Annotated in this window: 21 protein-coding genes and 1 pseudogene; 9 read left to right on the plus strand and 13 right to left on the minus strand. The window is 72.3% G+C overall.

The genetic code is table 11. From position 1 onward, the window contains the following. Window positions 1-74 precede the first annotated feature (74 nt). The 3 genes from upp to AC3WRM_RS10650 all read left to right on the plus strand — a co-directional run bounded on the left by upp (window position 75) and on the right by AC3WRM_RS10650 (window position 3392). Window positions 75-716, plus strand: a complete 642-nt coding sequence (gene upp / locus AC3WRM_RS10640; protein ID WP_492249154.1) for a uracil phosphoribosyltransferase — start codon at window positions 75-77, stop codon at window positions 714-716. A gap of 131 nt (window positions 717-847) precedes the next feature. After that, the gene (locus AC3WRM_RS10645; RefSeq protein ID WP_492249153.1) at window positions 848-2293 is read left to right on the plus strand and encodes an MFS transporter; all 1446 of its coding nucleotides are present in this window, start codon (window positions 848-850) and stop codon (window positions 2291-2293) included. Window positions 2294-2366: 73 nt separating this feature from the next. Continuing rightward, window positions 2367-3392, plus strand: a complete 1026-nt coding sequence (locus AC3WRM_RS10650; protein WP_492249152.1) for a CobW family GTP-binding protein — start codon at window positions 2367-2369, stop codon at window positions 3390-3392. A 7-nt stretch (window positions 3393-3399) separates the two neighbouring features. Here the strand turns inward: AC3WRM_RS10650 and AC3WRM_RS10655 are convergent, their stop codons facing one another. The 4 genes from AC3WRM_RS10655 to AC3WRM_RS10670 all read right to left on the minus strand — a co-directional run bounded on the left by AC3WRM_RS10655 (window position 3400) and on the right by AC3WRM_RS10670 (window position 7109). Continuing rightward, window positions 3400-3720 (minus strand): hypothetical protein, encoded by a 321-nt coding sequence (locus AC3WRM_RS10655; RefSeq protein WP_492249151.1) that lies wholly within the window; start codon window positions 3718-3720, stop codon window positions 3400-3402. Continuing rightward, window positions 3717-4034 carry an ArsR/SmtB family transcription factor gene (locus tag AC3WRM_RS10660; RefSeq protein ID WP_492249150.1) on the minus strand — a complete coding sequence of 106 codons (318 nt, stop codon included), beginning with the start codon at window positions 4032-4034 and terminating at the stop codon, window positions 3717-3719. Before AC3WRM_RS10660 ends, AC3WRM_RS10655 begins: the two co-directional genes overlap by 4 nt. A 115-nt stretch (window positions 4035-4149) precedes the next feature. Further along, complete coding sequence (pntB, locus tag AC3WRM_RS10665) at window positions 4150-5547, minus strand: Re/Si-specific NAD(P)(+) transhydrogenase subunit beta (protein ID WP_492249199.1); 1398 nt, start codon at window positions 5545-5547, stop codon at window positions 4150-4152. Continuing rightward, window positions 5544-7109, minus strand: a complete 1566-nt coding sequence (locus tag AC3WRM_RS10670; protein WP_492249149.1) for a Re/Si-specific NAD(P)(+) transhydrogenase subunit alpha — start codon at window positions 7107-7109, stop codon at window positions 5544-5546. The genes pntB and AC3WRM_RS10670 overlap by 4 nt, the downstream gene beginning before the upstream one ends. 131 nt (window positions 7110-7240) lie before the next feature. Between AC3WRM_RS10670 and AC3WRM_RS10675 the strand changes: the two genes are divergently transcribed. Beyond that, entirely contained in the window at window positions 7241-7672 is a 432-nt protein-coding gene (locus tag AC3WRM_RS10675; protein ID WP_492249148.1) for a hypothetical protein, read from the plus strand. Window positions 7673-7753: 81 nt separating this feature from the next. Here the strand turns inward: AC3WRM_RS10675 and AC3WRM_RS10680 are convergent, their stop codons facing one another. The 7 genes and pseudogenes from AC3WRM_RS10680 to AC3WRM_RS10710 form a co-directional block, all read right to left on the minus strand. Further along, window positions 7754-8455: an HNH endonuclease family protein gene (locus tag AC3WRM_RS10680; RefSeq protein ID WP_492249147.1), complete on the minus strand. Its 702-nt coding sequence runs from the start codon at window positions 8453-8455 to the stop codon at window positions 7754-7756. A gap of 100 nt (window positions 8456-8555) precedes the next feature. Further along, window positions 8556-11101: pseudogene (locus AC3WRM_RS10685) on the minus strand (putative bifunctional diguanylate cyclase/phosphodiesterase). 90 nt (window positions 11102-11191) lie between these two features. Beyond that, window positions 11192-11890, minus strand: coding sequence for a DUF4272 domain-containing protein (locus AC3WRM_RS10690; RefSeq protein WP_492249146.1), 699 nt, complete (start codon window positions 11888-11890; stop codon window positions 11192-11194). Beyond that, window positions 11887-12618, minus strand: coding sequence for a suppressor of fused domain protein (locus tag AC3WRM_RS10695; RefSeq protein WP_492249145.1), 732 nt, complete (start codon window positions 12616-12618; stop codon window positions 11887-11889). The genes AC3WRM_RS10690 and AC3WRM_RS10695 overlap by 4 nt, the downstream gene beginning before the upstream one ends. Window positions 12619-12840: 222 nt before the next feature. Then, on the minus strand, window positions 12841-13380 hold the full coding sequence (locus AC3WRM_RS10700; RefSeq protein ID WP_492249144.1) for a type IV toxin-antitoxin system AbiEi family antitoxin domain-containing protein: 540 nt from the start codon (window positions 13378-13380) through the stop codon (window positions 12841-12843). Between the two features lie 255 nt (window positions 13381-13635). Next, window positions 13636-13977: a hypothetical protein gene (locus AC3WRM_RS10705; protein WP_492249143.1), complete on the minus strand. Its 342-nt coding sequence runs from the start codon at window positions 13975-13977 to the stop codon at window positions 13636-13638. Between the two features lie 47 nt (window positions 13978-14024). Further along, the gene (locus AC3WRM_RS10710) at window positions 14025-14969 is read right to left on the minus strand and encodes a 1,4-dihydroxy-2-naphthoyl-CoA synthase (RefSeq protein WP_492249142.1); all 945 of its coding nucleotides are present in this window, start codon (window positions 14967-14969) and stop codon (window positions 14025-14027) included. A 94-nt stretch (window positions 14970-15063) separates the two neighbouring features. Between AC3WRM_RS10710 and AC3WRM_RS10715 the strand changes: the two genes are divergently transcribed. Next, window positions 15064-15984, plus strand: coding sequence for an SDR family oxidoreductase (locus tag AC3WRM_RS10715; RefSeq protein WP_492249141.1), 921 nt, complete (start codon window positions 15064-15066; stop codon window positions 15982-15984). 168 nt (window positions 15985-16152) lie between these two features. On the opposite strand, the gene AC3WRM_RS10720 is transcribed toward AC3WRM_RS10715, so the two are convergent. Beyond that, entirely contained in the window at window positions 16153-16794 is a 642-nt protein-coding gene (locus tag AC3WRM_RS10720; protein ID WP_492249140.1) for an ACT domain-containing protein, read from the minus strand. A gap of 56 nt (window positions 16795-16850) precedes the next feature. On the opposite strand from AC3WRM_RS10720, the gene AC3WRM_RS10725 reads away from it, so the two are divergent. After that, window positions 16851-17255, plus strand: coding sequence for a DUF3817 domain-containing protein (locus AC3WRM_RS10725; RefSeq protein ID WP_492249139.1), 405 nt, complete (start codon window positions 16851-16853; stop codon window positions 17253-17255). Here AC3WRM_RS10725 and AC3WRM_RS10730 read toward each other — a convergent pair. Then, entirely contained in the window at window positions 17246-18166 is a 921-nt protein-coding gene (locus AC3WRM_RS10730) for a GGDEF domain-containing protein (RefSeq protein ID WP_492249138.1), read from the minus strand. The two genes, AC3WRM_RS10725 and AC3WRM_RS10730, sit on opposite strands and share 10 nt — an antisense overlap. Before the next feature lie 222 nt (window positions 18167-18388). Between AC3WRM_RS10730 and AC3WRM_RS10735 the strand changes: the two genes are divergently transcribed. The 3 genes from AC3WRM_RS10735 to AC3WRM_RS10745 all read left to right on the plus strand — a co-directional run bounded on the left by AC3WRM_RS10735 (window position 18389) and on the right by AC3WRM_RS10745 (window position 22363). Beyond that, window positions 18389-18877: a hypothetical protein gene (locus tag AC3WRM_RS10735; RefSeq protein WP_492249137.1), complete on the plus strand. Its 489-nt coding sequence runs from the start codon at window positions 18389-18391 to the stop codon at window positions 18875-18877. A 102-nt stretch (window positions 18878-18979) separates the two neighbouring features. Beyond that, window positions 18980-19822: a non-homologous end joining protein Ku gene (gene ku / locus AC3WRM_RS10740; protein WP_492249136.1), complete on the plus strand. Its 843-nt coding sequence runs from the start codon at window positions 18980-18982 to the stop codon at window positions 19820-19822. 9 nt (window positions 19823-19831) lie between these two features. Further along, complete coding sequence (locus AC3WRM_RS10745) at window positions 19832-22363, plus strand: ATP-dependent DNA ligase (protein WP_492249135.1); 2532 nt, start codon at window positions 19832-19834, stop codon at window positions 22361-22363. The last annotated feature ends 95 nt before the right edge of the window (window positions 22364-22458 follow it).

Raw genomic sequence — 22458 nt, forward strand, 5'->3', positions numbered from 1 at the left:
CGCCCTTTCCAGCACGCGGAACGGGCGATGAGGTTCCGAATCGTGGGGACTCGGCGGGCACTAGGCTCGGGCTCATGCACGTCCACGTCGCAGACCACCCGCTCGTCTCCCACAAGCTCACGGTGCTGCGCGACGCGTCCACCGACTCGCCGACGTTCCGCCGGCTCGCGGACGAGCTGGTCACGCTGCTGGCCTACGAGGCCACGCGCGACGTCCGCGTCGAGTCGGTCCAGGTGACGACGCCGGTGGCGCAGGCAGAGGGCGTGCGGCTCGCCGACCCGCGCCCGCTCGTCGTGCCCATCCTGCGCGCAGGCCTGGGCATGCTGGAGGGGATGCAGCGGCTGCTGCCGACGGCCGAGGTCGGCTTCCTCGGCATGGTGCGCAACGAGGAGACGCTCGAGGCCGACACCTATGCGGAGCGGCTGCCCGACGACCTGTCCGGACGCCAGTGCTACGTCCTCGACCCCATGCTCGCCACCGGTGGCAGCCTCGCCGCCGCGATCCACTTCCTCGTGCGACGCGGCGCCGACCACATCACCGCCGTCTGCCTGCTGGCCGCACCCGAGGGCATCGAGCGGATCGAGCGCGAGATGGCCGAGGTCGGCGTGCCCGTCACCCTCGTCGTCGCCGGCCTCGACGAGCGCCTCGACGAGAACGGCTACATCGTCCCCGGGCTGGGCGACGCGGGCGACCGCCTCTACGGCGTGGCCGACTGACCGCCCCCCGCCGCGACGGTCGTGATCCTCGTCGCGCGCCACCGGGCAGGGGTGCTCTGAGCGATGCTGACCCGCGTCCCACGCCACGCCGTTCGGCTTGCGTCGACCCCGGACTCGGCCACGCTGGTCTGGTGAGCGAGGAACCGGTCGACACCCACGAGGACCGACCGACCACCTCCGACGAGCCGAACCCGGCACGCTGGCGGATCCTCGCGGTCACCCTGGTCGTCGGCTTCATGTCGCTGCTCGACGTCACCATCGTCAACGTCGCGATCCCCTCGATCCAGGAGGGGCTCGACACCTCGGCCTCGACCGTCCAGTGGGTGGTCTCCGGCTACGCGCTCACGTTCGGCCTGACCCTCGTGGCCGGCGGACGCCTCGGCGACGCCTACGGGCGCAGACGGCTCATGCTGATCGGCCTGGCCGGCTTCGTCGCCTCCAGCGCAGCCGTCGGGCTCGCCCCCACCGCCGAGCTGGTCGTCGTCGCCCGGCTCCTGCAGGGTGCCTCCGCCGGCCTGCTCACACCCCAGAGCTCGGGGCTCATCCAGCAGCTGTTCTCCGGCGCCGAGCGTGGCCGCGCGTTCGGCTACTTCGGCCTCACCGTCTCCCTCGCGTCGGCCACGGGACCGCTGCTCGGCGGCCTCGTCATCGGCCTGGTGGGCGAGGACCTCGGCTGGCGGCTCGTCTTCCTCGTGAACGTGCCGATCGGCGTCGTCGCCGCGATCGCCGTCGCCCGCATGGTGCCGGGCCGTCAGGACGACACCGCGCCCGGCCGCATCGACACCGTCGGCGCGGCGCTGCTCGGGCTGTCCGTGCTCTGCCTGCTCTACCCGCTCGTCAGCCTGGAGTCCGGCGCGCGCTGGCCGCTCGCGCTCCTCGTCGGCGTCCCGCTGTTCGCGTGGGCGTTCGTGCGCTGGGAGCACCGCGAGAAGCGGCTCGGGCACGACCCGCTGCTCGACCTCGACCTGCTGCGCCGCCTGCCCGGCTTCGGGAACGGCCTGCTCGTCGGCACCGTCTACTTCACGGGCTTCACCGGCGTCTTCCTGGTCGCGTCGGTCTGGCTGCAGGACGCACGCGACGTCAGCGCGCTCCACGCCGGACTGCTCCTCACGCCGTTCGCCCTCGGCTCGGCGATCACGTCGCCGCTCGCCGGACGTCTGGTCAGCACCGTGGGTCGGCCGCTCACCGTCATCGCGCTCGGCGTGATGATGGTCGGGGTCCTCGGCGCGGCGCTGGTCGCCCCCGGACGAGCGACGGAGGACCTCTGGTGGGCGCTCTCGCCGTTCCTGCTGCTGGCCGGGCTCGGCGGCGGCGCCGTGGTCTCGCCGAACATCACCCTCACCCTGCAGGAGGTGCCGCCGCGGATGGGCGGTGCGGCCGGTGGCGCCCTGCAGACGGGCCAGCGCATCGGCTCCTCGCTCGGCGCGGCGCTGCTGGCCACCACGTACCAGGTGGTCGCGGGACGCTCCGACGGCGACGCGGGCATCCAGGTCTCGCTGCTCGTCGCGCTCGTCGTGCTGACCCTCGCCCTCGCGGCGGCGCTGCTGGCCTGGCGCACCGCCCGACAGCCCCGCTGACCGTGACGTCCTGGCCCCCGAACGGGCCCATCCGGGGCCACATCGTCACGGTCAGGGTCCGTATCCTCGGGCCATGTCCGCCACCGTCCCCGTCGTCGCCCTCACCGGCAGCCTCGGGAGCGGCAAGACGACGATCCTCAACCACCTGCTCGCCCACCGCGGCGGACGACGCGTGGGCGTGCTCGTCAACGACTTCGGCGCCGTCGACGTCGACGCGCTGCTCGTCGACGCCGGGTCGGCCGCCACGCTCTCGCTGGCGGGCGGGTGCGTCTGCTGCCGGGTCGACGACGACACGCTCGAGTCGACGCTGGAGCAGCTGACGTCGACGCGCGCCGGGCTCGACCTGGTGCTCGTGGAGTCGAGCGGGGTGGCCGACCCTGCCACGCTCGCCGAGCGCCTGTACCGCTCGGTGCGCCACCCCGGCCAGACGGCCGGACTGCTGCACGTGCTCGACGCGCGCGCCTGGGCCGACGACGACACGCCCCTCGACCCCGCCGCCCTGGCCCGCGCCGACCTCGTCGCGCTCACGAAGACCGACCTCCCCGACTCCGTGCCGGTCGACGAGGCACGCCGGCGGCTCGAGCCGCTGCTGCGCACCGGGGTGCCGGTGGTCGACGCCCCGCACGGTGCCGTCGACCCCGACCTCTTCGCCGACGCGTCGGCGCCGCTGGACGACGGACCCCGTCAGCTGTCGCTCGCGGAGGCCCTCCCGCTCCCGGGCGGGCACCAGCACGTCCACGCGAGCACCTGGGAGCACGACGGCCTCGTGCACCCCCGGCGCCTCGCCGAGCTGCTCGACGGCGGGCTGCCGGAGGCCTACCGCGTGAAGGGCGTCGTCCGGCTCGACGTGCCCTGGGGGGCGCGCTGGTGGACGGTGCACCGGGTCGGTGGGCTGCCGCGCGTGACCCCCGCACCGAGACCTGCGCCGACGAGCCGCCTCGTGGCCCTCGGCCCGACGCTCGACGAGCGCGCGGCGGAGGTCGCGCTGACGCACGTCGGGCGCGACCCCCAGGAGGAGGTCGCGCCCGACGACCACGCGGCGCTCATGCGCTGGGTGCCCGACGACCTGCGCCCGGAGTGGGCGCGGGTCGAGGGGTGAGCCCGGCTCAGGCGGCGTGCTTGCAGGTGCTGCAGCTGCAGTCGCTGCACACGCAGTTGGCGCAGCTGTCCGAGCAGTGCGCGCAGGAGCAGGTGTTGTGGTTGCAGGTCGCGCACGTGCAGTCGGTGCAGGTGCAGGTCGCACAGCTGTCGCTGCAGTGCGCACAGGAGCAGGTGGCGCACTCGTCGTAGTGGCCGTCGTGCTCACGGTGCACGTGGCCGTCGTGCAGGTAGTCGACGTGGTCCTCGTGGACGACGGCGTCGTGGCCGCAGCCCGGGCCGTGCGTGTGGTCGTGCTTCTCGGCCTCGCGGTGGTCGATCACAGTCATGGGTGGTTCTCCTGGGTGTGCTGGAAGGCGTCGAGGAGCACGTGGGCCACGTGCTCGTCGGTGAGGGAGTAGACGACCTCGCGTCCGCGGCGCTCGCCCAAGACGAGACGTGCGGTGCGCAGGATCCTCAGGTGCTGCGACACGAGCGGCTGCGACCGCCCGGTCCACTCGACGAGGTCGCCGACCGTCTGCTCCCCCGCGCACAGGCGGTGCACGAGAGCGGCGCGCAGCGGCGTCGACATGGCGTCGAAGAGTGCAGCGACGGTTTCGTAGGCGTCGATGTCCCCACGCCCGACGTCACCCCGCTCACTCATGCATACATCCTTATATAGCAATTCATGCATGTCAACACGATCCGTCGACCTCTCTCCCACGACGCACGGCGGCCGGCCCCCTCCGCGGGTGACCGGCCGACCGTGCACCCATGACTCACAACGCGCGCAGGATGTCCTCCACGCGGTCCTTCGCGTCACCGAACAGCATCTGGCTGTTCTCCCGGAAGAACAGCGGGTTCTGCACGCCGGCGTACCCGGCGGCCATCGAGCGCTTGAACACGACGACGTTCGCCGCCTCCCACACCCTGAGCACCGGCATGCCGGCGATCGGGCTGGTCGGGTCCTCGGCGGCGGCCGGGTTCACGGTGTCATTGGCACCGATCACCAGGACCACGTCGGTGTCGGCGAGGTCGTCGTTGACCTCGTCCATCTCCAGGACGATGTCGTACGGGACCTTCGCCTCCGCCAGCAGCACGTTCATGTGCCCCGGCAGGCGGCCGGCCACCGGGTGGATGCCGAACCGCACGTCCACACCGCGCTCGCGGAGCCTGCGCGTCAGGTCGGCCACCGGGTACTGCGCCTGCGCCACGGCCATGCCGTAGCCCGGGGTGATGACGACGCTCGACGCGTCCTTCAGCAGCTCGGCCACGCCCTCGGCGTCCACCTCGCGGTGCTCGCCGTAGTCCGTCGCCTCACCTGCGGGCGCCTCGATGCCGAAGCCGCCGGCGATCACCGACAGGAACGACCGGTTCATCGCCTGGCACATGATGTAGCTCAGGTAGGCACCCGAGGACCCCACGAGCGCGCCGGTGACGATCAGCAGGTTGTTGCTGAGCAGGAACCCGGCGGCCGCCGCGGCCCAACCCGAGTAGCTGTTGAGCATCGACACGACGACGGGCATGTCGCCGCCGCCGATCGAGGCGACCAGGTGCCAGCCCAGGGTGAGGGCGAGGGCCGTCACGAGGATCAGCAGCCAGATGTTCGGGCTCGCCACGAACACGACCGTGAGCACGAAGAACAGCACGAGCGCGCCGAAGTTGAGGTAGTTCTTGCCTGGCAGCACGAGCGGGGACGATTTGATCCGCGCGCTCAGCTTCAGGTACGCGACGATCGACCCGGTGAACGTCACCGCGCCGATGAACACGCCCACGAAGACCTCGGCCGAGTGGATCCGCTCGAGCGACTCCAACGGGTACACCGGGTGCTCCAGGTACCCGTTCCAGCCGACGAGCACGGCCGCCATGCCGACGAAGGAGTGCAGGAGCGCGATCAGCTCCGGCATCCCGGTCATCTCGACCTCGCGGGCCCGCCAGATGCCGATGCCCGCGCCGATCGCGATCGCGCCGAGCAGCAGGACGACGCCGACCGTCTCGGCGTCCTCGACGGCCAGCACGATGGTCGCGACGAGGGCGATGGTCATGCCGGCAATGCCGTAGGCGACGCCGGACCGGGCGGTCTCGTGCTTGCTCAGCCCGGCGAGGCTGAGGATGAACAGCAGGGCGGCGACGATGTACGCCGCGGTCGCGATGCTCTGTGCGGTCACTGCGATCAGCCCTTCGCCACGGTGTCTTTGGAGAACATGCCGAGCATGCGTCGGGTCACGGCGAAGCCGCCGAAGATGTTGATGGACGCCAGCAGCACCGCGACGAACGCGAGCAGACGGATGGCCCACGCGTTGTCGGCCCCGTCGCCCACGCCGATCTGCAGCAGCGCACCGACGACGATGATGCCGCTGATGGCGTTGGTGACGCTCATGAGCGGGGTGTGCAGGGCGTGGTGCACCTTGCCGATGACGTAGTAGCCGATGACCACCGACAGCGTGAGCACGAAGAAGTGCTCGGGCAGCGGCGGCGGCGCGTACGCGTTGACGAGGAAGAGGGCGGCGATGCCCGCGGCGATGAGCAGGTACGTGCCGCGCTGGGTGAGCCCCGGGCGCGGCTCCGGCTTCTCCTGGACGGCAGGCATCTCGGCCGTCGGGGCCGGTGCGGCCGAGACCTGCACGGGCGGCGGCGGCCAGAGGACGTCGCCGTCGTGCACCACGGTCACGCCGCGCTGCACCACGTCGGAGTGGTCGAGGACGAGCTGGCCGTCCTTGCCGGGCGTGAGCAGCGTCAGCAGGTTGACGAGGTTCTGCCCGTAGAGCTGCGACGCCTGGGTGGGCAGGCGACCGGCCAGGTCGGTGTAGCCGAGGATCGTCACGCCGTTCTCGGTGACGACCTTCTCGCCCGCCACCGAACCGGCCACGTTGCCGCCCTGCGCCGCCGCCATGTCGACGATGACGCTGCCGGGCTTCATCGAGGCGACGTCGGCCTCCGTGAGCAGGCGCGGGGCCTGACGTCCCGGGATCAGAGCGGTGGTGACGACGATGTCGACGTCCGCCGCCTGCTCGGAGTAGATCTCCGCGGCGCGACGGTCGTACTCCTCGCTGGTGGCCTTCGCGTAGCCGTCGGTGGACTTCTCCACCTCGACGTCGACCGCGAGGTACTCGCCGCCGATCGACTTGACCTGGTCGGCGACCTCGGGTCGCGGGTCGGTCGCACGGACGATGGCGCCGAGGCTGGAGGCCGCGCCGATGGCGGCGAGCCCGGCCACGCCGGCGCCGGCGACGAGCACCTTGGCGGGCGGCACCTTGCCGGCGGCCGTCACCTGCCCGGTGAAGAACCGGCCGAACTCGTGGGCCGCCTCCACGACGGCGCGGTAGCCCGCGATGTTGGCCATCGACGACAGCACGTCCATCGACTGCGCACGCGAGATGCGCGGCACCGCATCCATCGCGAGGACGGTCAGCGGCCGGGCCGACAGCGCCTCGAGCAGCTCGGGGCTGGTGGCCGGCGCGATGAGGCTGACCAGCGTTGCTTGGTCGTTGAGCCGGTCGATCTCCGCCGTCGTCGGCGGGGTGACCTTCAGGACGACGTCGGCCGACCAGGCCTCGTCCCCCGTGACGACGGCGGCACCGGCCTCGGCGAACGCCTCGTCGGCGAACGCGGACCTCGCCCCCGCACCGGACTCGACGCTCACCTCGTACCCGAGCTTCAGCAGACGTGCGACCGTCGCGGGAGTCCCAGCGACTCGGGTCTCCCCGGCACGCGACTCGGCGACCACTCCGATCCTCATGCCGCGGACACTAGCGGAGCCCCTCGGAACCGACCACTGGTTGAGACCCGTGTCTCAGGTACTGGCGGTATCTGAAACTTGCGGCCGGCCGGACGGCGTCGTGGGAGGCTGACCCCGACACGAGGGAGACCATGACCGACCTGGACGACCGTCCGACCGCGACGCCGCGCCCCGAGCTCACGCCCGAGCAGAGCCGGGTGTTCCTGTGGTTCTGCCTGCAGTCGCTCCTCCTCGTACCGGTCGTCGTGGACTACACCTTCTGGCGGCAGGTGCCGCGTCTCACGTGGCGCGACGCCGCCGTTCTGCTCCCGGTCCTCGGGCTCCTCTGGTTCATCCTCGCCCGCACGACGTGGCGCATCGCGCGCCTGCCACGTCCGGTGTCGCGAGGTGGGTACGTCGCGATGGGCAGCCTGCTGGGGCTGTACGCCTCCGGCCCGCTGCTCTGGTCCACCCACCCGGACCAGAACCTGCGCGGCGTGGTCACCCTCGCCCTGGGGCTCCTGCTCTGGGCCCTGGTCGCCAGGGACCTCCTCACCCACCGCCGCGCCCGCACCGCCACCTGACGGCTGATTCCCACCAGTTCATGGTGAGCTGCTGATCCCCATCAACTGATGGGAACCAGCACCGACACGTGGGGCCGGGCGTCAGCAGCCGGCCAGGACGTCCTGCAGGGCGGCCTTCTCGGCGGAGTCGACGCTGAGGCCCCAGCGGTGCTTCACGGCGATCCAGTCCGACACGTACGTGCAGCGGTAGCCGGTGGCGGGCGGGAGCCAGGAGTCCGGGTCCTGGTCGCTCTTGGACCGGTTCGTCGACGCGGACACGGCGATCAGGCTGCGGGCGTCGCCGAGGTCGTTGGCGAACGACTCGCGGCGGCTCGCGGTCCAGCCGGACGCACCGGAGATCCAGGCCTCCTTCAGCGGCACCATGTGGTCGATGTCGAGGTCGCCCGCGTCCGTGAAGCGCACGTTGTCGTAGCGGGAGAGCCACGAGCCCGACGTGATCGTGCACGTGCCCGTGCGCCCGGTCGCCGAGGACGACTCGTCCATGAGCACCTCGGCACGCGTGTTGCAGCCGTCGCCGTCGGCGTCGATCCAGTGCCGGAACGCGTCCCGGTCGTAGGTCGTGCCGTTCGCCTCCGCGCGCACGGTGAGCTCGGCGAGCTGCGACTCCGGCGACGCCGACGCGGCCGGAGCGACCAGGACGGTCGCGACGAGCGTCGCGACCAGGAGCCCGAGGCCGTGGGCCAGACGGCGACGGCGCCGCGGGACGGGACCGTCCGGCCGCGCGGGCGCGGCGGGGACGGCAGGATGGACGTGGATCGTGGACGCGACAGCACGTACCGGCATGGTGGGACTCCCCCCGAAGTCACTGGTCAGGTCGACAGGACCCTAGGGCGCGCCGTCGTCCGCGCGGAAGGCTCGGAACCAGACGTTCACCCGAACGTCATCAACGGAGTCCCTGCGCGCCCACGCCGGCCGTCGGCGGCGCAGCGGGAGCCGGCCGACCCAGGTGGTAGCCCTGGAGCAGCCGGTACCCGAGGGACTGGAGCGCGGTCTGCTGCTCAGCCGTCTCGACTCCCTCGGCCACGACGTCGATGCCGATGCCCTGGGCCATCGCCACCACCCCGGCGCAGACCGAGCGCGCGCGGCGCGAGTGCGTCATGCGGGCCACGAAGGACCCGTCGAGCTTGACGACGTCGATCGGCAGGTCGACCAGGTGCGCGAGGGTGCTGAAGCCGGTGCCGTCTCGGTGATCTCGAGGACGAGCATCGACGGCGGCAGCCCGACCTCGTCGAGCACGGAGAGCACACGCGCCACCAGGCCGGCCCGCCCCAGCTCGACGGCCGAGACGTTCACGTGCACCGGCACCGGAGTGCCCTGTGCCGCGAGCGTGGCTGCGTGCGCGCAGGCCTCGCGGAGCACGCCGTCGCCCACCCGGTGCATCAGGTCGCTGACCTCCAGCACGGGCATGAAGTCCCCGGGGCGCAGCTGGCCCCGGATCGGGTGGTCCCAGCGCAGCAGGGCCTCGACCGCGTTGAGCGTGCCCGTGACGACGTCGACGATGGGCTGGAAGACGAGGGAGAACTCCCCCGAGACCTGGGCCCGCTCGAGGTCCACGAGCAGCCGCGCCGACGACTCGATGCCCGCGTGCACGGTCGGGTCGTAGAACTCCGCCCGAGCGCGGCCACGGTCCTTCGCGGCGTACAGCGCCTGGTCGGCGTGGCGCAGCAGCAGGGGCGCCTCGGTCTGCTCGTCGGCGGCGGCGATGCCGATGCTGACGGTCACGGAGACCTCGGAGCCGTCCTGGAGGACGACGGGCTCGGACAGCCGGTCCATGATCCGCTGCGCCTCCGCCGCGAGCTCCTCACGCGTCCCCGCCGACGTGCACAGCACGACGAACTCGTCACCACCCAGCCGCGCGACGGTGTCGCCGTCCCCGTCGCCGACGAGGGCGGAGAGCCGCTCGGCCAGCGCGACGAGCACCGCGTCGCCCACCGCGTGGCCTCGACCGTCGTTGACCTGCTTGAAGCGGTCGACGTCGATGAACATGACCGCCAGCGCGGGTCGCTCCGACCCGACGCCCTGCGCGGCGCGCTCCAGGGAGTCCGCCCAGAGCGCCCGGTTGGCCAGGCCCGTCAGGTCGTCGTGCAGCGCGGCGTGCGCGAGCGCCTGCTCGGCCTCCTTCTGCGCCGTCACGTCGATCATCTGGAGCGTGATGGCCGCCGACGACGCACCCGAGCCGTCCTGCGGAAGGCTCGGGTCGAGGTCGGGGTCGACGAGGGCCAGCGCCACGTCGACCCATCCGCCGCCCCAGCGGTCGTCGAGCCTGAGCTGCGACCGCCAGCCGAGGGCGCGGCCCAGCGTCAGCTCGCAGATGCCCTGCCGGAAGGCCTCGACGTCGTCGTCGACGAACCAGGTGCGCGGGTCGACGCCGAGGAGGGCGTGGCGTGGTCGGCCGGTGAGCGTCACGAGCGCCGCGTTGACGGCGTCGACGTGCACGAAGCCGTCGGGTTGGACGACCACGTGCGCCGACGCGAGCAGCGCCGCCTCCATGTGGTCCTGCAGCTGGTCGCGGTCGCGACGGCTCTGCACGAGCGCGGCGTCGCGGGCGTCCTCGAGCGTCGCGAGCACGACGCCCACGACGGCCAGCACGAGGACGAAGGCCTGGGCCGCGAGGACCCTCGCCTGGGGGTCGTCGAGGGCCGCGAACTGTCCGCTGCCGCCCTCCGTCGCGGCGACCACGAGCACGCCCTGCAGCGCGACCAGCACCGACGTCGCCTGTGCACCGCAGCGCAGCGCCACGATCACGACGACCGGCACGATGGCGAAGTCGACCGGCCACGGCAGCCACAGCAGCACCCCGGTGACCACGAGGGCCGAGGTCAGCGCCAGCGGGCACTCCGCGCCGTGCTCGCGCCGGCTGCGCCACAGCTTCGGCACCGCCAGCAGGGCGTTCAGCACGACGAAGGAGCTGACAGCGTTACGGAAGCCGATGATCAGCAGACCCTCCGCGAACGGCTCGCCGAAGCGCCACCAGGCGACCAGCGAGCCCAGCAGTCCGCTGGCGGCAGCGGCGGCCGCTGCCACGCCGAGCAGCACGCCGACGTCGCCGAGCGTCGTCCACGTCGAGCGCAGCCATGCAGGACGCCACCGGTGGAGCAGCACGGCACCGACGGCACCGTGCGACAGGTTCACCAGCCCGAAGAGCCACGCCCCGAGCGGCTCGGTGCCGGTGAGCTGGTTGAGCACGCCGCTGACCACGACGACCACCACGCACGCGACGACCCGCTCGACCGCACCGCGGGCGGCCAGCAGCCACAGGATGACCACGCCGGCAGCGGGCCAGGCGAGGGCGAGCTGCGCGGGAGGCACGCGCGTGGCCCGCCCGGCGAGGAACGCGAGGGCGAAGAGCGCGGCGAAGCCCAGCGCCAGCGCCGCAGATCGCGTCCGCGTGCGCGGGGCGCTGCTCTCGAGGCCGAGCAGCCGCTCCATCTCAGGCAGTCCCCTCCCGACGTTCCACCTGCGGAGAAGCGTAGACCTCGGCGAGGCCACGCGGGTAGGGATTGGTCCTGGACGTCCTGCTCAGGTGGACAGGTCGACGTCGTCCCATCCGTCGTGGCCGCCGTCGCCGACGGTCCACTCGAGGGCACGGCGTCGCTCCCAGAGGACGGAGGGATCGACGCGTCCCGGGTGCGGGCGTCCGGTGAGTCGCGCATCGGCCAGCCCCCACGTGAGGGCGAGGTGGAGGTCGAGCGCGGCGAGCACGTCGCCGACGTCCCTGCGCCGGGGTCCGGTGCGCGAGCGCCACGCGTCGAGGGTCTCGGCGGTGCGCAGGTCGGGCATCAGCGACGCCAGCTGGTCGCCGCACGGTGCGCCCGGGTCGAGCCCGGGGACGAGGCCGAGCAGCCACGCGAAGGCCCACAGCGACTCCACCTGGGCCTCGTCCGACGGTCCTGGCTCGACGTCACCCGCCACGAGAGCGCGCTCGCGCGGACTGAGGGATCCGACGAGCCCCTCCTCCGCCAACCAGGTGCGCGCGAGCTCCGGGGGCATGCCCAGCGCCAGGTTGACGCGCACCGTCAGCACCAGCGCGCGCCGGACGACCTGCTCCTCCTCCACGAGCACGAGCGGGGCGTCGTCACCCGCCACCAGGGGCAGGTGCGGCGGGGGCAGTGGGAACCCGAGGTCGGGCAGCAGCGCGAGCGTCCGGCGGCGGGCGGCGGCGGACGTCTCGCCCCCACCATGCTCGCGTCGGGCGTCGCGACCCCGTCGCCACCTCACCGACGCGGCCCCAGCACGCTCGGCCGGTGCGGGTCCAGCAGCTCCGTGACGCCGTGCGCGTCGAGGCCGTCGAGCAGGCCGTCGACCCCTTCGGCGAGCTTGACCTCGAGCTCGTCGGGCAGCAGCGGCAGCATCGCGAGCAGGGCGACCTCGCGGCCGTCGTCGGTGCGGAAGGTCCGCGCCTCCTGCGGCAGCCGGAGGGGCGGGGCGAGCATGAGACCGCAGAAGCGGGTGTCGTCGGCGAACGGCTCGGCCGGGTCGCCGTTCGGCAGCGAGTGCCACGCGCCCAGCCAGGTGTCGTGCTCGTGCGGGAAGCGGGCGAGGACCTTCAACGCGCGGACGGGCCAGTAGAACCGTTCGTCGGCCCAGGAGGCCTCGTCGACCGGCCAGTCCGGGGGCAGCAGGACCATCACCTCGGCCCGGTCGGGCACCTCCCCGCGCAGGTGCTCGGGCACGGTCATCCCGCGGTCGGACATGCCCGACGTCGCCAGCGCGTGGAACGGACGTCCCTCGCCCGCCGGCACCAGGTGCACGTCGACGTGCACGAGGTCCGACACGATCTCGTGGAACACCGTCTCCACCGGCCCGACCCACTGCTCGAGGTGTCGGTCGACGGCGTCGACCGTCTCCGAGCAGCCGAGCCCTGCCGGCTCGAACGGCCGGTCCCGCGCCTGGTGCCGGATGGTGGTCGGGTGCTCGCGCCGCTGCTTGCACCTGCGTCCGAACACGACTCCTCCGTTCCCTCGGACAGCACGACCCTAGCGTCGCGCCGCCGCGGCCGTAGCGAAGCGCCATCGCGCTGCCGCCCTTGATCGCTCCCTCGGGAAGCATCTGGCCGACCACGACGAGCGCCATGCCAACCCGCCGTCGAACGGCGAGCTCTTCGCTGCCCTCGAGATTGCGGATGCGCTGCTCCAGCGACCGGACGCTGTTCGGCACGTCGGTGTAGCTCACCTGAGTTCCTTCCTGACCCGCTGCCACTCCTGGGTGGTCACCAGACCTTCCCTCCGCGCTTCGTCGGCAGCACCCAGCAGGCGGCTCCGCTCGATGCGCCCACGGCATTCGAGGATCGCCTCCGCCACGCGTTGCGACTCCAGACCTTCGTACCGCGTCGTGACGACATCGCGCTTCACCAGTGTCAGCTCGATGAAGGCTGGCAGTTTCGGCCGAGCGCGCTTGCGGACAGCGACCCTGATCCGTCGAGGGTTCACATCCGCTAGCCCGAGCAACGCGAGCACCGAGTCTCCATGCAGGTACGACCCCTCACCCGCACGAAACAGCGCCTCGGCGAACTGTTCGAATGCGCTGGGAGGCACATCGAGCACCCGGTAGAGCCCGTAGGCCACGTTCTCCAAGCCACCTCGTGCCGCTAGCTTCGGGAGCTCGACCGCCGGCACCCCGGCCTCAGCCGCCTGCTTGGTGGTGACGTAGCCGTACTGATCAAGCGCGATCTCGCGGACGACGTCTCGGTACTTCCCTCCAGCGACCATGTCACAATAATACCGAAAACAGTAGTGTTGTGACACGCAGCGATGAACCGGTCAGAGGGGAGTCTCGCACTTCTCTGCATCGAGCACCGAAGAGTCGCCAGCCGTACGCACCGGCGGGCCCAGCCGAACTTCGACGCCGTCGAACTCGTGGAGCGCGACGTCGAACCTCCCCGATGGCGTCGCCCCCTTCCATCCGACCGCTCCCTCACGCGAGGCAGTCGCAGCACGACGCTGCCCGCCGCCTCCCTCGCCCCCTCATCGGAACTCGCGAACGGCCTCGATGAGGCCGACGATGTGCCGGTTGAGCTCCACGAGATCCTCGGCCGGGATCCAGTACTCCAGGATCGTGTCTCCGCCGACCTGGTGGACGTCGTAGGCGTCGAGGAACGACGTCTCGACCTCGAAGCGCGCCACGTAGCCCCCGCCGCTCGCCCTCACGTTCCAGTCGCGCGCGATCCGCACGGCGTAGTCCTCGTTCAGGACGGGGTAGAAGATCGGTTGGTCGGGCAGCCGTGGCGGCCACGCACGCCAGCCGGATGCCTCGACCAGGGCGAGCTCCTGCGGCCCGGTCGGCCTCCAGAGCGTCGTCGTGTCCATCCCGTCTTCCTCCCGCAGGAGGCGGCCGCCGCCCCAGCGACTTCCGCTCAGTAGTACCAGGGGAAGGGGGACCAGTCGGGGTCGCGCTTCTCCAGGAACTGGTCGCGACCCTCCTGGGCCTCGTCGGTCATGTAGGCGAGGCGGGTGGTCTCACCCATCAGGACCTGCTGGCCGACCAGACCGTCGTCGATGAGGTTGAACGAGTACTTGAGCATGCGCTGCGCTGTGGGGCTCTTGGCGTTGATCTTGCGCCCCCACTCCAGCGCGGTCGCCTCCAGCTCGTCGTGCGGGACGGCGCGGTTGACCGTGCCCATGCGCACGCCGTCCTCGGCCGAGTACTCGTCGGCGAGGAAGAAGATCTCGCGGGCGAACTTCTGCCCGACCTGGCGGGCCAGGTACGCCGAGCCGAAGCCGCCGTCGAAGCTGCCGACGTCGGCATCGGTCTGCTTGAACCGGGCGTGCTCGGCCGACGCGAGGGTCAGGTCGGCCACGACGTGCAGGCTGTGCCCGCCGCCGGCCGCCCAGCCCGGGACGATGCAGATGACGATCTTCGGCATGAAGCGGATGAGGCGCTGCACCTCGAGGATGTGCAGGCGTGCGAGGCGGGCCTTGTCGATCGGTGACGGCTCCTCGGCGCCGGTGTCGGAACCGGATGCCTCGCCGTCCTCGTACTGGTAGCCGAACCGGCCGCGGATGCGCTGGTCGCCGCCGGTGCAGAACGAGCGCTTGCCGTTCTTCTCGCTGGGACCGTTGCCAGTCAGCAGCACGCAGCCGACGTCGGCCGACGTGCGCGCGTGGTCGAGCACCTGCAGCAGCTCGTCGACGGTGTGCGGACGGAACGCGTTCAGCACGTCGGGCCGGTCGAACGCGACGCGCACGGTGCCGTGGGCACGGGCGCGGTGGTAGGTGACGTCGGTGAGGTGCTCGAAGCCGGGCACCTCGTCCCACGCCGAGGGGTCGAACGTCTCGGACACACCGGGCAGGGCACTCATGGCCGCGAGGCTACTGCGACGCGACCGGGGGACGCGCGTCGGGAATCGGTCACACCCGCGTGACGCGCCCAGATACCGTCGGTATCTTGACGCCATGGCACTGTTCGCCCGCAAGGGCTTCACCGGCAAGGTCCTGCTCGTCACCGGCGCCGCGCGCGGCATCGGGGCAGGCGTGGCACGGGCGTACGTGGCACAGGGCGGCCAGGTCGCGCTGCTGGGTCTGGAGCCCGACCTGCTCGAGGCTCTGGCCACCGAGCTCGGTCCGGCCGCGGCCTGGTGGGAGGCCGACGCCCGCGACGGTCGCGCGATGACCGAGGCCATCGACGCCGCCGCGGCGCACTTCGGCCGCATCGACCACGTGCTCGCCAACGCCGGCATCGCCTCGTACGGCACCGTCCGCCAGATCGACGAGGCGTCGTTCGAGCGGGTCGTCGACATCAACGTCAACGGCGTCTACCGCACGCTGCACGCGTCGATCCCCCACCTGGAGCGCACCCGCGGGTACGCGCTGGTCGTCGCGTCGCTCGCCGCCTTCACCAACCTCGCCGGGCTCGCGTCGTACAACGCGAGCAAGGCCGGCGCCGAGTCGCTGGCCCTCGCCACCCGGCAGGAGGTCGCACACCTCGGGATCAAGGTCGGGGTCGCGCACCCGTCGTGGATCGACACCGACATCGTGCGTGGCGCCGAGGCCGACCTGCCGACGTTCAAGGTGATCCGTGGGAAGCTGCCCTACCCGGCCAACAGCACCACGACCCTCGCCGACTGCGTCGACTCGATCGTCGCGGGCCTGCGCCGCCGCAAGACCCGCGTGTACGTGCCGCGGGGCGTGCTGCTCGCCAACTGGACGAAGCCGCTGCTCAACTCGCCCGTCGCGTGGCTGTTCATGCGTCCGCAGCTCAAGAAGCACGTGCCCGACCTCGAGCGCGAGGTCGCTGCCCTGGGTCGCTTCCAGCACGCGCACGTCCCCCTCACCGACCCCAAGAAGCCGCTCGAGGAGACCCCCTCGACCCCCTGACCCGCCACCGCGCGTGGGGTGAGGCCCCACCTCAGGTCTGACTCCCCCACCCAGCTGCGGTGGGACGCGCGGTTTGCGTGGGGCCCCACGCAAACGTCAACTCCCCCACGCAAACGACGTCCGAAGGCGCACGTTGGGGTGGGGCCCCACGTCAACGCGCAGTGGGGGTCAGGCCTGGACGGACCCCGCGAGCGACGTCATGTGGCCCAGCCGGGCGAGCTCGGAGGCGAGGAACTCCGGGCCGCCGTGCCGCCCGACCACGACGACGAACCCGCGACCCTGGCGGTCCTTGGCGTGCGTGCCCGCGAGCAGCGTCGACGACCACGCCTCCACACCCTCGAGGCGCGACGACGAGCGGATCGACAGCCACTCCGCGGCCTCGGGCACGAGCTTCGGGGCCGACGGCGACGCGAACAGCACGGACGCCTGGCCGTCGACGCGACGCAGCGCCATGGCCCAGTCGGTGCGGAACGTCGCCGGCACGACCTCGACCAGCCGCTCCACGGCGTGCTGCGGATCCGACGTGAACTGCTCCACCGCCTCGAGGTCCATGCTCAGGTTGGCGCCCGCGTTGTACCGCGAGATCCAGTGCACGCTGACGCCGTCGAGCTCGTGGCAGGCCGTCACGAGGGCGTCCGCCATCACGCTGGGCGGCAGCTCGAGCAGCACGTCGTCGACCGCCTTGCCGTCGGCGCGGTGCTCCACGATCTCGATCGCCTCGATGTCGGCACCCGCACCACCGAGCGCCGTGGCCAGGGCACCGAGGGAGCCCGGGACGTCAGGCAGCTCGACGCGCAGCAGGAAGGCCATGTCCCCATCTCACCACGAGGCTGTTTCCTTTGTGTGACGCCACTACGCTGTGGGGCGTGACCGATCCTGCGGCCCCCGAGACCGTCCCCCAGCCTCACGACCGGGCCCGGTCCGTGCGGCGCTGGTTCCGCATCTTCGCCTTCGCGGAGGCCGTGTCGTGGGGCGCGCTCCTCGTCGCGATGTTCTTCAAGTGGGTCGTGCAGGACGATCCGCACACCGGTCTTGAGGGTGGCGTGCCGATCGTCGGCCCGATCCACGGCGTCCTCTTCCTCGCCTACTGCTCGCTCGCCGTCCTGGCGTGGTCGACGTTCCGCTGGAACCTCAAGACCCTCGCACTGGCCCTCGCGGCGTCCATCCCGCCCTTCTTCACCATCTGGTTCGAGACCTCGGCGGAGCGTCGCGGGCTGCTCACGTCGGTCGCTGACGACCCCGACCCGGCACCGGGCGTCACTCAGGTCTGATCCGACCCCGGCCGACGTCGCTGCTTCTGCGCGTACATCCGGTCGTCGGCACGCGCCAGCAGCGACGCGACGTCGTCGTCGGCACGCGCCTGCGCCACCCCGCACGACCACGACGCGGGCGCGCCCACCTGCAGACGCCGCGCGACGACGTCGGCGACGCCGTGGTCGGCTCCCGGCATGACGACGAGGAACTCGTCGCCGCCGAGCCGGCCGAGCACGTCGCCCTCCCGCAGCCCGGCCCGCAGGTGCTCGACGACCGACGTGAGCAGCCGGTCGCCCGCCGCGTGCCCTCCGAGCGTGTTGACCGCGCGCAGGTCGTCGACGTCGAGCGCGAGGACGGTCAAGGGCGTGCCCAGCCGGCGACGACGGGCGAGGTGGGCGTCGACCACGCCCTGCACGCCCCACCGGTTCAGGGCGCCGGTGAGCTGGTCGGTGCGGGCGAGCCGGTCGAGCCGGACCCGGAGCCGGCCCAGCACCTCGGTGCCCACCAGCACCTGCACGACCACGGCGACCGTCGGCCCGAGCATCTGCGGGTCTTCGTGGGTGGCGACGGCCAGCACCCAGAGCGCGGTGCCGAGGTAGGAGACCACACGCGCCAGGCTGAGCGGCAGGAACCACACGGCGAACACGGCCAGGGTCGGCGTGCTCGTGCCGTTCGCGAGGACGGCGATCTGGCGCTCGGTGCCCCAGGTCAGCACGGCGAGTGCGACGAAGCAGAGCGACACCAGCAGCGCCACGTCGCGCGGCTCGAGCAACGCACCGCGCACGACGGTCCAGGCGAGTCCGCCGAGCGCCGCGAGCACCAGGAGCCACAGCAGCCAGCGCGGGTTGTTGTCCGGCTCCCACGTGAGGAGCGTCAGCGCGAGCATGCACAGGGCGGTCAGGGCGAGCAGCACCGTGGCCCACGTCATCGCAGGCCATCCCGGCCCCACGACCTTGCGCAGCACGTCGACCTCCCCTGGACGGCACTCCGACGACGCCCGCCATGATCGCAAGAACGGGGTCCTTCGCGCCGCCGAACGGCGAAACCTGGGCGGATGTCCGGTCGTGCCGACGGCCAGGGTGCGTCGTTCGGGGCGCGGCGATAGTGTCGTGAGCAGAAGCATCCACGCCGACCGAGGAGCCGTGCCAGCATGTCGCTGAGGAAGAACAAGACCGTCCGGGACAAGGTCCAGGAGCGCCTCGAGGGCCGTCTGGACGACCTGATCGCCCAGGCCGACGGCGTCCGCCAGCAGCTCGCCGACCGTGCCCCCGAGGTGCGCGACACCGTCGTCGCCAAGGCGCAGTCCGGTGTCGCCGACCTGCGCGAGCGTCTCCCCGAGATCGGGCACGACCTGCTCGACCGCGCGCCCGAGCTGAGCGAGAAGACCTACGACCGCCTCCCCAAGGGCGTCGCCGACCGCCTCCCCGAGGAGGTCAAGCCGAAGAAGAAGCGCCGTCTGCGTCGCGTCGTGGGCCTCGGCCTGCTGCTCGGTGCGGGCGCCGCCGCGTTCGCGACGCTCAAGGGCAAGCAGACGCCGCCCCCGCCGCCGTACCAGCCGGCCACGCCCCCGCCGCCGGCCCCGAAGCCGGCTGCGCCCGCCGACTCGCTCGACTCCGTCGACGCGCCGGGCACCAAGTAGCAGCCGCCTGCACCACCGCTCGCACGGGCCGGGACCTTCGGGTCCCGGCCCGTCGTGCGTCATGGAGTGGCCGCGGACCTTCCTCTACGGAACACTGATCCCATGCGTTCGCTCTGGAAGGGTTCGATCAGCTTCGGCCTGGTCAACGTGCCGGTGCGCGTCTACAGCGCCACCGAGAGCCACGACGTGTCGCTGCACCAGGTGCACGCGGAGGACGGCGGACGCATCCGCTACCAGCGCCGGTGCGAGGTCTGCGGCGAGGTCGTGGCCTACGAGGACATCGCCAAGGCCTACGACGACGGCGAGAACACGGTGGTGCTGACGGCCGACGACCTGGCGTCGTTGCCCGCGGAGTCGGCGAAGGAGATCGAGGTGCTGGAGTTCGTCCCGGCCCAGCAGATCGACCCGATCCGCCTCGACAAGGCCTACTTCCTCGAGCCCGACAAGACGGCGATCAAGCCCTACACGCTGCTGCGCCGGGCGCTGGAGGACACCGACCGCAGCGCGGTGGTGCGGTTCGCGCTGCGACAGAAGTCGCGCCTGGCCGTGCTGCGCGTGCGCGACAAGACGCTGCTGCTGCAGACGATGCTCTGGGACGACGAGGTGCGCACCGCCGACTTCGACGTGCTCGAGACCGTGCCCCGCATCAGCGCGAAGGAGCGCGACATGGCCTCGCAGCTGGTCGACTCGCTCGCGGCGGACTTCGACGCGTCGCAGTTCACCGACGACTACCAGGAGCAGCTGCGCACCCTCGTGGAGGCCAAGCTCGAGCAGGGCGACACGATCGACACGGCGGCCACGTTCGGCACGAGCGACGACGAGGGCGACGACGCCGAGGTGGTCGACCTGATGGAGGCGCTCAAGCGCAGCGTCGAGCGCAGCAAGGAGCGTCGCGGCCAGGGCGGCAGTGCGGCGTCGAAGCCGCGCGCCCGCAAGAAGGCCTGACCCGGCGGCATGCCCAGCCGCGGTTCGTCGAGCAGCCAGACCGTCACGATCGACGGGCGTCGGCTGCGTCTGACGAACCCTGACAAGGTGCTGTACCCGGCGTCGGGCACCACCAAGGCCGAGGTGATCTCGTACTACGTCGCGGTCGCCGACCGGCTGCTCCCGCACGCCTCCGGCCGGCCGGTCACCCGCAAGCGCTGGCCGGACGGGGTCGGTCAGGGCACCGGCGGGGGTTCCGGGCCACGGGCGGACGGAGGCACCGGCGGGGGTTCCGGGCCACGGGCGGAGAAGGAATCAGAGGTGTTCTTCGAGAAGAACCTGCCGGACTCCGCGCCCGACTGGGTGCGCCGGGTCGTGGTGCGCCACAAGAGCCACGTGAACGTGTACCCGCTCGTCGACGGGCCGGCGGCGCTGGCGTGGCTGGGTCAGGTGGCGGCGCTTGAGCTGCACGTGCCGCAGTGGCGGGTGGAGGCCGACGGCACGCCGCGTCACCCGGACCGCCTGGTGCTCGACCTCGACCCCGGCCCCGGGACGGGGCTGGCGGAGTGCGTGGAGGTGGCGCACGCCGCGCGCGAGCTGCTGGCCGACGTCGGCCTCGAGGCGTTCCCAGTGACGAGCGGCAGCAAGGGTCTGCACCTGTACGCACACCTCGGCGGCGAGCACGACGCCGACTACGTCAACGCCTTCGCGAGGCAGGTGGCGGCGGCGTTGCAGGACGAGCTGCCCGACCTGGTGGTCTCGTCGATGAAGAAGTCCCTGCGCGAGGGTCGCGTGCTCGTCGACTGGAGCCAGAACAACCAGGCGAAGACGACGATCGCGCCCTACTCCCTGAGGGGCCGCGCGGCGGCCGAGGGTGAGGGGCCGTTCGTCGCCGCGCCACGGACGTGGGACGAGCTGGGGCCCGACCTGCGTCACCTGACGATGGAGGAGGTGCTGGAGCGCGACGACGACCCGCTCGAGGGTCTGGACCCGCAATCGACGTCGGGCGACGAGGCGCCCGCGGCCGCACCCGACCGGCTGACGGTCTACCGCTCGATGCGCGACGCGTCCCGCACCCCCGAGCCGGTGCCGGCCGAGGCGCCGACGGAGCGCGGCGACGACCCGGTCTTCGTCGTCCAGGAGCACCACGCGACGCGCCTGCACTACGACGTGAGGCTGGAGCGCGAGGGCGTGCTCGTGTCGTGGGCCGTGCCGAAGGGCCCGCCGACCGACCCGGGCCGCAACCACCTCGCCGTCCCGACCGAGGACCACCCGATGGAGTACGCGGCATTCGAGGGGACGATCCCGAAGGGCGAGTACGGCGCGGGGCAGGTCAGCATCTGGGACCACGGCACCTACACGCTGGAGAAGTGGAAGGAGGGCGAGGTCATCGCCGTGCTGCACGGGTCGGAGGGGGGTGGCCTGGGCGGCAGCGTGCGGTTCGCCCTCATCCGCACGGGCGAGAACTGGCTGATGCACCGCATGGACCCTGCGGCGGTCCCTGACCCTCCGGCGGAGGATGCACCGGCCACGGACGCCGAGGCCGACGAGCCGGAGGGGACGGCCGTCGACCTCCTGCCCACGGTCGCACCGATGCTCGCGAGCCGGCCCGACGGTCTCGACCCGCACCGCGACGCCGACGCCTGGGCGTTCGAGATGAAGTGGGACGGCGTGCGCGTGGTGGCGACGTGCGACGGCGCGTCCGTGCGGCTCGTCGGACGCAGCGGGAAGGACGTGACGGCGACCTACCCGGAGGTCGCCGAGTCCCTCGCCGGGCTGCACCTCGACGACGCCGTGGTCGACGGCGAGGTCGTCGCGCTCGACGACGACGGTGCGCCGTCCTTCGGGCGCATCCAGCAGCGGATCGGGCTCGTCCGACCGCGCGACGTCGCCTCGGCACGCAAGGCCGTGCCGGTGCGGTACGTCGCCTTCGACCTGCTGAGGCTGGGCGGGTCCGACGTGACCGGACTGCCGTACGTCCAGCGCCGCGAGCTGCTCGAGGGTCTCGACCTCGACGACGCCGACACGGTCGACGTGCCCGCCGCCTTCGAGGGCGACCTCGACGCCGCCCTCGCGTCGAGCCGGCAGCTGGGGCTCGAGGGCGTGGTCGCGAAGCGCCGGAGCAGCCGCTACCGGCCCGGCAGCCGCTCCGCCCACTGGGTGAAGCTCAAGCTCGAGGACCACGTCGAGGTGGTCGTGGTCGGGTGGCGGCCAGGGCGGGGCGGCCGCACCGGTGGGATCGGGTCGCTGCTCGTGGCGGTGCCGGACGAGACCGGGGCCCTGCGCTACGCCGGCCGTGTGGGCACCGGCTTCGACGAGCGCACGCTCGGCGACCTCGCGCGACGGCTCGAGCCGCTGCGCCGGGAGCAGCCGACCGTCGAGACGCCCCGCGACGTCGCACGCGAGGCGGTGTGGACCGAGCCCGACCTCGTCGGCGAGGTCACCGCGGCGGGCTGGACCGACTCCGGCCACCTGCGCCATCCCGTGTGGCGTGGCCTGCGCACCGACAAGACCGCCGACGACGTCGAGCCCGTCGCGACCCACCGTCCCGCGCCCTCCTGACCGCGACCACCGGCACGGGCGTCCGCCGCACGAGCACGTCACGTCCAGTCGGCATGCGGTCCCGCGCGGTCGCTCCTAGCGTGGAACGTGACCCC

It is taken from the genome of Aeromicrobium sp. EU05-FHT14F07, from assembly GCF_058790455.1.